This window comes from Streptomyces sp. NPDC050161 (genome assembly GCF_044460025.1).
GTDB lineage: Bacteria > Actinomycetota > Actinomycetes > Streptomycetales > Streptomycetaceae > Streptomyces.
In genome coordinates, this window is sequence record NZ_JBITJM010000016.1 from 89350 (window position 1) to 101874 (window position 12525).

Genomic DNA, 12525 nt, shown 5'->3' on the forward strand with positions numbered 1-12525 from the left:
CCGCGCCGTGCCCGGCGCCTCCCCGCCGCTCACGCGCCTGCCTTCCCACGCGCGGACCACCGGTCGAGCTGCGGCAGATGCCCCAGCTTCCCCGGATGCCACGGTTCGTTGCCGGTGCTCTCCCACGCCCTGAACTCCAGGCCCATCTCCTCGCACAGGTACTGGGCCGCGAACCTGCCGGTCGACGCGGCGCGGATCAGACCGCCGAGGCCCACCCACTGCCCGGCCATGGAGAACCCGCTCAGCCCCGGCAGCCGCATCCGGTCCTTGGCCACCAACTTGGCCGCCACGTCGTCGGCTTCGGAGAACGCCTTCCAGGCCAGGATGCTGCCGTTGAAGTTGCCCGTGTAGCGCTTGGTGGTGGCCGGCGACGCCACGTCGACCACGTCGATCCGTTCACCGGTGCCGGGCCACTTGCGCTCCAGGAAGCTCCGCACGAAGTCGGCCACCCTGCGCTTCTGCGCCCAGTACTCCTTGCGGTTGCTGCCGCGCAGGTTCTTCCAGTAGGAGAAGTCGCTGAAGTAGGTGCAGTGCACCACCGACTTCCCCTCCGGGGCGAAGCCGTCCGAGTAGCGCGAACGCAACTGCACCACCAGGCTCTTCTGGAGCGCCCCCGGCAGTTCGGCGGCCTCCTCGTCGGTCAGCAGATACGTGGTGCTGTGCGCGTCACCGGCCGGGAGGTCGCCCTTGATGCCGACGAAGGCCGAGACGACGGCGGGGAAGAGGGCCCCGGGACGGTCCAGGACCTCCTCGTAGAGCTTGTCGATCCGCGGCCCCGTGTACCGGCCGTCGAGCAGCCCGTAGATGGCGGTGTGCCCGTCGCAGGCCGCCACCACGTGGTCGGCGTAGAACCGCTTGCCGTTGCGGAGTTCGATGCCGACCGCGCGGTCGTCCTCCACCAGGATCCGCTCGACCCGCGCACGGTAGGTGATCTCACCGCCCAACGACGTGTACCGCTCCTCGATCGACCGGGCCAGGCCCAGCGAACCGCCTTGCGGGAAACCGGCGTTGTGGTGGTAGGCGCTGGCCATGTTGAACAGGTAGGGCAGCAGCGGGAAGCCCTCCGGGTCCTGGAAGAAGATGTTCCGGAACGCCCGGCGCAGCAGCGGGTCCTGGAACCGGTCGGCGAAGGTGTGCATCGGCAGCGCCGCGGTACGCCAGAACAGACGGAACGCCGGCAGCACGGTCCGCAGCAGGGCCGCCTTCTCCCGCACGCTCCGCAGCGGGGGCGGCGTCAGGAAGGGATACAGCTCGATGTCCAGGAACCGCCGCAGATCCCGGCAGAACGCGCGGATCGGCCGCGCGTCGGCGGGCGACAGATCCAGCAGGTGCCGCTCCAGCCGGTCCGGGTCGTTGTAGAACGTCACCGAACGGCCGCTCTCGTCGGTGACCTGGTTGAACAGGTCGAAATTGGTGATCGACTTGCCGTCGAGCGCCCCCAGCTCCCGCCACACCTGATGCGCCTCGTTGCCGGCGGCCGTACCGATCAGCCACTCGATGCAGTAGTCGAAGATGTAGCCGTCGCGTGACCACGCCGTGCAGCAGCCTCCGGGCAGTACGTGCTTCTCGAAGATGCGGGTCCGCATCCCGCTCATCTGCGCGTAGCTGCCGGTGGACATGCCGCCGACTCCCGCGCCGATGACGATGACCCGGGGCCTGCCGCCCGAGCCGCGCTCGCTCCAGTCAGGCTCGCGGTCATCCGGCATGGATCTCGCCCCCCGCCAGGATGCCGAGCACCAGGTTCACGTTGTGGGTGAGGTGCTTGGGGTCGAGCATGTCGGCGTGCGTGCCGGAGCCGCGCAGCACCGCGGTGCCGCCGGTCGAGCTGCCGTGCCAGGTGCCGCGCTCGTCGGACGCGTAGAGCGCGGTCTTCTCCTCGTCGGTGATCACGCTGACCGCCGCGGCCACCGTCCCGAGGTTCGGGGTGCGCCCGCAGAAGGCCAGGTACTCCGCCGCGTGATCGAGCACGTCCTGCGCGACGACCTCCGAGCCGGTGTGCTTGAGCAGGTGCTCGCCCAGTTCGGCCTCGAATGCCTCGATGTGCTCGGGGCCGGCGACGTAGGGCTCCACGATGCGCAGCGAGTCCAGGATCACCACGTGTGCCACCCGGCGCCCGCGGCTCTCCAGCTCCTTGGCCGTCTCGAACGCGAGGTTGCCGCCGAGGGAGTAGCCGAGCAGCAGGCACGGGCCCTCCGGCTGGAGCGACTCGACCAGGTCCGCGTAGCGCCTCACCTTGTCGTCACCCGGCACGTAGTTGAAGGCGATGAGCCGGTGCTGCGGCAGCCGCGCCGCGAACTCGCGGTAGACAAGGCCGTGGCCGCCCGCGGGCGGGAAGCAGAAGACCGTGGTCCCCGGGCCGTTGAAACTCAGATACGGCAGTTCGTCGGCGGCCTCGCTGTGCAGGAGTTGCTCCACGGTCTGTGCCATGCCGTGCAGGGTCGTGACCTGGTACAGGCGGCTGACGGGGATGCTGACGCCGAACTCCGTCCGCAGGTGGTGGATCAGCTCGATCAGCTTGATCGAACTGCCGCCCACCTCGAAGAAGTCCTGCTCAAGGCCGACCCGCTCCAACCCGAGCAGCTTCTGCCACTGCCGGGCCATGCTCACTTCGTACCGCGTCACCGGCTCCTCGTGGGGCTCCTCGCCCCCGTCGAACCGTGGCGCGGGCAACGCGGCGACGTCCACCTTGCCGCTCTGCGTCAGCGGCAGTTGGGGCAGCTCCACGAAGTACGAAGGGATCATGTACGTCGGCAGATACCCGGCGAGGTAGCGGCGCAGCTCGCGCCGGTCCAGGGCCGTGCCGTTGGCCGGCACGCAGTAGGCACACAGTGCGGCCTCGCCGCCGGTGTCCGTGCGTACCGCGACCACCGCCCGCGCAAGACCCGGCCACTGCGCCAGCTGCGCCTCGATCTCACCGATCTCGATGCGGTGGCCCCGCAGCTTGACCTGGTTGTCGATCCGCCCGAGCACATGCACCCGGCCCTCCGCGTCCCACCGCGCGACATCGCCGCTGCGGTACAGCCGCTCCGGCTCGCGCCCCAGGGCGCGGGTCACGAACCGCTCCGCGGTCTGTTCCGGATCCCCGGCGTACCCGATCGCGACGCCGTGCCCGCCGATCCACAGTTCACCCGGTACACCGGGCGGCACCGGCTCGCCGCGCTCGTCGAGGATGTGCAGCGTGCTGTTCGGCAGGGGCCGCCCGATCGGCACCATCCGGCCGGGCTCCAGGTCGTCGACGGGCCCCTCGAAGTACGCACTGTCGATGGTCGCCTCGGTGACGCCGTACGAATTGACCACGCGGGTCCGCGGGCCGCACAGGTCGCCGAGCCGCCGGTACTCCGCGACCTTCCAGGCGTCCGAGCCGACGACCAGCAGCCGCATGAAGTCGAGGCACAGCCCCTCCCGCTCGCAGTGGTCCATCAGGCCGCGCACCACGGCGGGCACGAACTCGCCGCAGTCCACCTGCTCCTGACGCATCGTCCGGTACAGGCGGGCGGTGTCGAACAGCAGGTCACGGTCGGCCAGCACCAGGCTGCCGCCGGAGCACAGCGCCCGCACCAGGTCACCGGTGAAGACGTCGAACGACGGCGCGGCCATCTGGAGATGCACCCGCACGTCGCTCTCCAGGCGGTACTCCTGGAGCCACGCGCCGTACGCCGATGCAAGGTTGCGGTGGCTGACCTGTACCGCCTTGGGGCGCCCGGTGGAACCCGAGGTGTGGATGACGTACGCCGGGGCGTCCATGTCGACCGGATCCGCCGGAACGTCACCGGACGCCTCCGTGTCCGCGTCCAGCAGCCCGCCCAGGCTCACCACATCGGCGGGCAGCCCGCTCGCCGCCGCCAGGACGTCACCGTCACCGACGACCACGAGCGAGACCCCGGCGGTGTGCACCATCCGGGCGATGCGGTCCGCCGGATGGCCGGGTTCGAGCGGCAGATAGGCGCCGCCCGTCTTGAGGACCGCCAGCAGCGCGACGATCAGCTCGGGCGACTTGTCCAGGCGCAGCGCGACCACCGAGCCCGCCCCGACGCCACGCGCCCGCAGCAGGCGGGCCAACCGGCCTGCCCTGGCCTCCAGTTCCCGGTAGGTCAGCCGCCGGGTCGCGCCGTCGAGGGAGGGCGCCGAGACGGCCACCGCATCGGGGTGCGCGGCGGCTGCCCTGGCGATCAGGGCGTGCACCGGCAGGTCCGTTTCAGTGCCGGGCTCCGACTCGCGGTCCGTGCCGCCGGGCGGCAGCGCCAGCCGGCCGGCACCGCTCCAGTCGTCGATCAGCCGCGCACGCTCCGGTGCGTCCAGCATGTCGAGGCCGGTGGTGGGCCGCTCGCCCGGCGCCCGGGTCATCGCGTCCAGCAGGTTGACGTAGTGCGACGCCATCCGCCGCATCGTCTCCGGCAGGAACAGGTCGGTGTTGTACTTGAACACGCAGTGGAAACGCCGCTCCGCCTCGTCCTCGTACGCCGACAGCGTCAGGTCGAACTGGCCCTCCTCCTCGGGCAGTTCGATGTACTCCAGCCGGTAGCCGTACTTCTCCGTGGCGACCTTGTGGGTGAGGAGGATGAACATCGCCTGGAAGACCGCGGAGCGGCTCGGATCGTGCTGCAGGCCCAGCTTCTCGACCAGCAGGACGAACGGGTACTCCTGGTTGTCGAGGCCGTTCAGCACGGTCGTGCGGACCTGCTCCAGCAGCTCGGCGACCGAAGGGCCGCCCGACAGGTCGGCGTGCAGCGGCAGCGGGTTGACGAAGTACCCGTAGACGGGGCTGAATTCCTGCTGGGTGCGGCCGGTCACCGGGCTGCCGACGATGAGGTTGTCCTGCCCGGAGTAGCGGTGCAGCAGGACGTAGTACGCGCTGAGCAGCACCATGAACGGGGTCACGTGGTGCTCGCGCGCCAGGGTGTGGACGCGGGCGCTGAGTTCCGTGTCGAGCACGAAGAACTCGGAGGCGCCGTTGTGCGTCTGCACGGCCGGGCGTGGCTTGTCGACGGGCAGGTCGAGCAGCGGGACCTGGTCCGGCAGATGCGAGCGCCAGTAGTCGAGCATCCCGTTGGCCTCGCGGCCGGCCAGGAAGCGGTTCTGCTGGTTGAGGAAGTCGAGGTAGCGGGCCTGCAGCGGGGGCAGCGTGGGCTCCTGCCCGTGGCGCAACCCCTCGTAGAGCGCGAGCAGTTCCTCGATGAAGGTGAACGTCGAGATCGCGTCCGAGACGATGTGGTGGACGGCCTTCATGATCACCCACCGGTCCTCGCCGCGCTTGAACAGGCGGAAGCGGACCAGCGGATCGCGTTCGAGGTCGTAGGGCTTGCGGTACTCCTCGACGATCACCCGGTGGATGTCGTCCCACTCCTGCCCCTGCACGTCGAACAGGGCGACGTCCGCGGTGGCATCGGGCGACACCCGCTGCACCGGCTGCCCTTCGTCCAGCAGGAAGTTGGTGCGCAGTGCCGGATGGCGGGCGATCAGACGGCGGACCGCCTCGAACATCACCTCGGGTTCGAGCGCGACCCGCACCTCCACCGCGCCGCCGATGTTGTAGGCGTAGCCCGTGGGGTTGAGCTGCTTGAGGAACCACAGAGCCTTCTGGTTCTGCGTCAGCGGATACTCCCGCTCGTCCTCGTACAGCTCCAGGGCCCCGGCGTCGCCGCCCCCGTCGTCGGCCGCCATCAGCTCGGCCAGACCGTCGTCGAGCTGCGTCACCAGCTCACCGACCGGGGTGCCGCTCAGCAGCGCGACCACCGGCAGCGCGACCTTGAACTCCGTGTGGACCCTGGCCCGCAGCTCCATCGCCAGCAGCGAGTCGAGCCCCAGGACATTGAGCCCGGCCGACGGATCGACCTGCTCGGGAGCGGCCCGTAGCACCGAGGCGACCAGTGCGGTGAACCGCTCGGCCACCAGCGACCTGCGCTCCTGGGCACCGGCTTCGCGAAGGGTGTCGAGGAATCCGTTGCCCTCCTCACCCGCCGGCCCTTGCGAGGCCGCGGCCAGCTCGGACACCAGCGGTGGTGGCGAGGAGTACCAGGCCAGGAAGACCGGCCAGTCGACGACCGTCGCGACGAGCAATTGCGCACGGTCCTGACCCATGACGCGTTCGAGCACCGCCATGCCCGCCTCGGGCGACAGCGAACTCATGCCGCGGCTGTGCAGGTAGTGCTCGACGAGACCCAGCTCCTCGATCATGCCGGTCGCCCACGGGCCCCAGTCCACGCTCAGCGCCGGCAGGCCCTGCGCGCGGCGGTGGTGGGCCAGCGCGTCCAGGAAGGCGTTGCCCGCCGCGTAGTTGGTCTGCCCCGCCGTCGTCAGCAGCGACGCGATCGAGGCGAACAGGACGAAGTGCTCCAGCGGCTCGTCCCGCAGGTGCCGGTGCAGCAGATACGCGCCGACGGCCTTCGGGTCGTGGACCGCGTCGAAGGTGGACCGGTCCATGTCCGTGATCAGTGTGTCGCGCACCTGGCCCGCCAGGTGGAACACGCCCCGGATGGGCGGCGGGTCGCCGCGCCTGTGGTCCTGGAGCCAGCCGGTCAGCGCGTCCTCGTCGGTCAGGTCGACCGGCGCCAGGACGGGCTGCGCACCGAGCGCCTCCAGCTCCTTGAGGAACGCCACGGCCCGGCCTTCCGGCGTGGCGGGATCGAGCCCCCGCCACTGCTCGCGCTCCGGCAGCCGGCTGCGGCCCATCAGGATCAGACGGCGTGCACCGCGTCTGACCAGCGTGCGGCACAGCAGCCGACCGAGTGCCCCGAAGGCGCCGGTCACCAGGTAACTTCCGTCGGCGCGCAGCCGCAGCGGCAGCGGCCTGGTCAGCTCGTCGGCGGGCCGCAGCCGGCTGGTGAGGCGCCGCTCGCCGCGCAGCGCGATCTCTTCCTCGTCATCGGTCAGCACCTCGCGCAGCAGCTCGGCCGCCGCATCGCGGAGCCCGGCGGCGCCGCGGTCCCCTTCCGGGTCGAGGTCGATCAACTTGCCGCGGTTGCCGGTCAGTTCCTGGTGCCACAGCACCCGGCCGACACCCCACGCGGGCGCGCCCAGCGGCTCCACGGCATCGCCGGGCCGGACGGCCTGCGCACCGCGTGTGACGATGTGCAGCCGGCCGCCGGTCCCGCCGGACAGCAGCGCGCGGGCCAGCGCGATCAGCGAGTAGGAGCCGGCGCTGACGTGCCGCTCGAAGTCGGCCCGCGCGGTGCCGTCGATCGACGGCAGATCGAGGTTCCACAGGTGCACGAGGGCGCCGGGCGGCTCCTCGCCCTGCCTGCGCAGATCGGCGAAGAGCCGCTCCAGGTGCTCGACGGAGCCCGGCACGACCGTGAACTCCCGGCCCTCCTGGCCGTAGGTGTCACCGGGCCGCACCACGTGGCAGCGTTCGCCTCGCGCGCCGACCTGGGCCGCCAGCTCGTCGCCGAGCCCTTCGGCGTCCGCGAAGACCAGCCAGGATCCGGGTCCGGACGGCGTGTCCGTGCCGCTGCCCGCGACCTGGCCGTTCTCCTCTCCGGCCACGGCCGCGTCGAGCGGACGGTCGGTCCAGACGGTCTCGGCCAGCCAGGAGTCGATGGTGCTCCGGCTGACCGTGGTCGACGCCTTCTCCACGTCGGCCGCGCGGAACCCGCCGATCCGGCCGAGCGGTTCGCCGCCTTCGCCGTACACGGTGAGGTCGCCGACCAGCTCCTCCTCGTCGCGACGGGTGACGGTGGCGTGCACCCAGAGCGGCTGGTCGCCGACGGGCCCCGCGCACACCTCGTCGATCGACAGGGGCAGACGGATGCCGGTTGCGCCCTCCTCGTGTGCCTCCAGGAGCTGGGGGGTCAGCAGCGACTGGAAGCAGGCGTCGAGGAGTACGGGATGGAAGTGGTGACGGGCGGAGTCCTCGCCGAGTCCCGCGGTGGGACGCAGCCGGGCAAGGACCTCGTCGGGCCCGAACCACACCTCGTCGATGGCCTGGAAGGCGGGGCCGTAGTGGTACCCGAGTGCGGCAAGCGCCGCGTAGCAGTCATCCCCGTCCAATCGGCGCAGGCTGCGCGCGCGGATCGCGTCGGCGTCCAGCGCGGGGCCGTACGACCGGCGCTGCCCGGCGCGTACCACGCCGTTCGCGTGCACGACCGGTTCGCCGTCCGCGTCCGGCAGCGACGCGATGGTGAACCCGGCGTTCTCCATGCAGAGGGACAGCTGCACCGTCCTGCTGTCCTCGTCGGGCAGGAACAGCGCCTTGCGCAGCTCGATGCCGGACAGCGCGACGTGCGTGCCGCCGGTCACCGCCCGCACCGCCTGCATCGCCATCTCCAGGTAGCCGGCCGCGGGGCACACCACGGTGTCCTGGATCCGGTGGTCGGCGAGGTAGGGCAGGGTCTCGACGTCGAGCCGCGCCTCCCACGTCGGTTCGGCGTGCGCCGTGCGGCGGCCCAGCAGCGGGTGGTCGAGGCGTCCGAGCCTGACCTGTTCGACGGACGCGGGCTCGGTCCAGTAGCGGTCCCGCTTCCACGGGTAGCGCGGCAGGGGGACCGTCCGGCCCGCGGGGTGCAGCACGTCCCAGCGGATGCCGACGCCGAGGTTGTGCAGCATCGCCAACGAGGCGGCGAAGCGCTCCGGTTCGTCCTCCTGACGGCGGATCGACGGCAGCGTGCTGTCCTTGAGGTCCTCGGCGTCCTTGCCGTCGAGGCGCTTGGCTTCGAGGCATTCGCGGATGGAGTGGCCGAGCACCGGGTGCGGGCCGATCTCCAGGAAGAGGCCGTAGCCGTCATCGGCGATGCGGTCGACCGCGGCGCGGAAGCGGACCCGGTCGCGGACGTTCTTCCACCAGTAGCCCGCGTCCAGTTCGGGGCCGCGCGCCACACCGTCGTCACCGGTCAGATACAGCGGCACCTGAGCGGCCTGCGGCGTGAGCCCGGCCAGCGAGGACAGCAGCTCGTCCTTGATCGCCTCCATGGAGGCGCTGTGGTACGGGACGCGCACGGAAAGGAACTTGGCGAAGACCTGCTCGGCGCCCAGCTCGGCCGCCAGCTCCGTCAGCGCGTCCTCGTCCCCGGCGAGGGTGATCGCGGTGGGGCTGTTGACCGCGGCCACCGATACCCGGTCGCCGTACGGCGCGACGTGGCGCTCCGCCTCCGCCTCGGAGAGGCTCACGGCGAGCATGGTGCCGGTGCCGGCCAGCAGTTGCTGGAGGCGGCTGCGGTGCAGGGCGATCCTGACCGCGTCCTCCAGGGTGTAGACCCCCGCCTCGTAGAAGGCCGCGATCTCGCCGGTGCTGTGGCCGACCACGGCGTCGGGGCGCACGCCGTACGCGCGCCACATCGCCGCCAGGCCGATCTGCAGCGCGAAGTTGGCGGGCTGCGCGAGCCAGGTCTCGGCCATCCGCGACGCGCCCTCGTCGGCGTTCATCTCCTCGATCAGCGACCAGCCCGCCTGCCTGCGGATCTCCTCGTCGCAGCGGGTGATCACCTCGCGGTAGACCGGCTCGTTCGCGAACAGCTCGCGGCCCATGCCCCACCACTGGGGCCCCATGCCGGTGAACACCCAGACCAGGCGGCGCTGCGCGGCGTCCCGCTGCTGGCCCTGGAGCACCCGGGGATGGGGCTCGCCGCGCGTGTAGGCGGCGAGCGCCTCGTCCAGGGAATCGCGCGACGAGTGGACGACGGACAGGCGCGCGGCGTGGTGCTGACGGCGGTGGGCGAGGGTGTGGCCGATGTCGGTCAGCGACACCGCGGCCCCGTGGGCACCGGCCAGTTCCTCGCGGATGCCCGCGGCCACCTCGGGGAGGCTGTCCGCGGTCCGCGCGCTCAGCGGCAGGATGGTCCAGTCCCGTTGCTCCGCCGCTGCGGGGCGTTCGGCGGGGCGCTGCGGGGGCGCCGCCTCCAGGAGGACGTGCGCGTTGGTGCCGCCGAAGCCGAACGAGTTCACCCCGGCTCGTGCGGTGCCCTCGTGCGCGGGCCATGCGGTCACCCGGTCGGGGAACTCGTACGGCAGGGCGTCCTGTTCGATGGCGGGGTTGAGGTGCTCCAGGTTGATGTGGGGCGGGATCTGCCGGTGTTCGAGGCACAGGGCGGCCTTGATCAGCCCGGCGATGCCGGCGGCCGACTCGGTGTGCCCGATGTTGGCCTTGACCGAGCCGACGTAGCAGCGGTCACCGGGCCGCCGCCCGAGGGCCAGCGCGCGGCCCAGCGCGTTGGCCTCGATGGGGTCGCCGACCGGCGTCGAGGTGCCGTGCGCCTCCATGTACTGGAGGTCGCCCGGTGTGATGCCGGCCTCGGCGCAGACCCGTTGGATGAGGGTGACCTGGGCGTCCGGGTTCGGCACGGTGATGCCGTTGGTGCGGCCGTCCTGATTGACGCCGCTGCCGCTGATCACCGCGTGGATCGGATCCCCGTCACGCAGGGCGTCCTCCAGCCGCTTGAGCGCGACGATGCCGACCCCTTCGGCCCGTACGTAGCCGTTGGCCGAGGCGTCGAAGGTCCGCGACCGGCCGTCGGGGGAGAGGAATCCGCCCTTGGTCTCGGCGATGGTGTACTGCGGTGCCATGTGCAGCAGGGCCCCGCCGGCCAGCGCGATGCCGGTCTCGCCGCGGTTCAGGCTCTGGCAGGCGAGGTGCACGGCCACCAGCGACGAGCTGCACGCGGAGTCGAGCGAGACGCTCGGGCCGCGGAAGTCGAAGCAGTAGGAGATGCGGTTCGACACCATCGTCATCATGGTGCCGGTCGCCGTGTGCGCGGCCAGCGACTCGAAGCTGAGGTCCGAGAACTGGAGGATCTTGTAGTCGAGCGTGAACGCGCCGACGAACACGCCGACTTCGCCTCCGGCCAGCTCTGCGGGCCGCTGTCCGCCGTCCTCCAGGGCCTCCCAGGCCACCTCCAGCAGCTTGCGCTGCTGCGGGTCCATGTGGTCGGCCTCGCGCGGGCTGATGCCGAAGAAGGCGGGGTCGAACTCGTCGAAGCCGTCGATATATCCGCCGCGGCCACCGACCAGGCGCCCCGGTTTGTCTTTGAACCGGCTGCCGAGCGTGGTGACGTCGTAGCGGTCGGCAGGGGTCGGTGTGATGCAGTCCTTGCCGTCCAGCAGGTTCCGCCAGAACGTGCGGTGGTCGGATGCGCCGCCGGGCAGCCGGCAGCCCATGCCGATGATGGCCACTTTGCCCTGTGCGGCAGCGTCGTGCGCCTCCGTCATGGTCGAACTCCTCACGTCGTGCGCCGCGGCACTGGGGATGGGGGAAGGGATATGGGGATGATGAGTGGTGGTGCGTGCTTCGGGGACGGCCGGCCAGGTGGGCGGCGGTCAGCCCTTCCTTGCACGGCGCCAGGGGTGGAGATGGGCGGCGATGATCTCGCCGGTACCGGGAAACGACCCGGGATCCCGGAGGCCGACCGCGACCGGCCTGATTCCGGGCCGCCAGGTGAAGCTGCCGAAGAGGTGGTCCCAGACCGAGAGGTCGGCCCCGTAGTGGCCGGCTTGCGACAGCGCGGTGCTGTGGTGCAGCCGGTGCTGTTCAGGACTGGCCAGCGCATGGTTGAGCCAGCCGAAGCGGACATCGATGTCGGCGTGGATGAAGTAGCCCTGCGCGACGACGAAGAGGCCCACCACGAACACCGATTCCTGCGAGAACCCGGCCAGCGCCAGGGCCAGTTGGACGCAGCCCTGCTCGACGACGATGTCGAGGACGTGGTTGACGCCGTTGTTGGCGACGTTGACCTTCTGCGGGACGTGGTGCACTCCGTGCAGACGCCACAGCCATGCGTGGGTGTGCGCCAGCCGGTGCACCAGGTACCCCGTCAGCGAACCGCTCAGCAGCGCGCACGGGATCTCCTGCCACAGCGCGAGCGCCGGGTCGGCCGGCGACAGCACACCGACGGCGGTCGTCACCAGCCCCTGCGCCAGCGCTCCGCCGGCCATGGTGAGCAGGAAATAGACGCCGTACCAACGCCATTCCTCGGCATCGGGACGCCAGTCGCGCTCGTAGGGAATCAGGTGTTCGAGAATCACCAGATAGGTGACGACGCCGATCAGGAAAATCGGGCTGACCCGGGCGGGATCCCACTGGTACCGCAGTGCCGTCATCGCCACCGAAAGGGTGGCCAGGAAAAGCACTGGATAAGCGGTCGCGCGCAGCACGGAACCCGGGGAAATATCCGAAATCCGCTTCGTGAACGGCTGGGATGTGGCTGGCTCGATTTCGCTGCTGGCTGACTGTTCGAACTCTTCCATCCGTAGCACCTCTGCGAGCGATGCGATACAGGGAAAAAGGTGACGTCCTCACCGCTGCGGCGATCCGCTTGAGGTGTGGACCGCCACGTCACGGCGCGGTCCACCACCCCCGCCCACCAGGCGCCCGGAGGTTTCGGCGGGCGCTTCATGGCGGTGTGTGATGCTTGGGGGAGCCTGGCCTGAAATCGCGGTTTTCAAGTCCCTGTACGGACTCGCAAAACGCATGGACGAGCGTCGACTGAACCGGGTATGCATTGTTCCTTTTCTTTTCCGGTGGCCTTGAGCAAGGCGTACCGATGTGTCATTCAGGTATCCGCGTCACCGCTCTCCACCTGATGACCATTGAACCGGATG

At 70.6% G+C, this 12525-nt stretch carries 3 protein-coding genes; all 3 read right to left on the minus strand.

The features are described 5' to 3' along the window. Positions 1-29 precede the first annotated feature (29 nt). Positions 30-1706, minus strand: a complete 1677-nt coding sequence (locus tag ACIBK8_RS24630) for a phytoene desaturase family protein (RefSeq protein ID WP_399044012.1) — start codon at positions 1704-1706, stop codon at positions 30-32. Then, a complete protein-coding gene (locus tag ACIBK8_RS24635) occupies positions 1696-11136 on the minus strand; it encodes an amino acid adenylation domain-containing protein (protein WP_399044013.1) in 9441 nt (3146 codons plus the stop codon). Before ACIBK8_RS24635 ends, ACIBK8_RS24630 begins: the two co-directional genes overlap by 11 nt. A 108-nt stretch (positions 11137-11244) precedes the next feature. Then, positions 11245-12171, minus strand: coding sequence for a sterol desaturase family protein (locus tag ACIBK8_RS24640; protein WP_399044014.1), 927 nt, complete (start codon positions 12169-12171; stop codon positions 11245-11247). Positions 12172-12525: the final 354 nt, after the last annotated feature.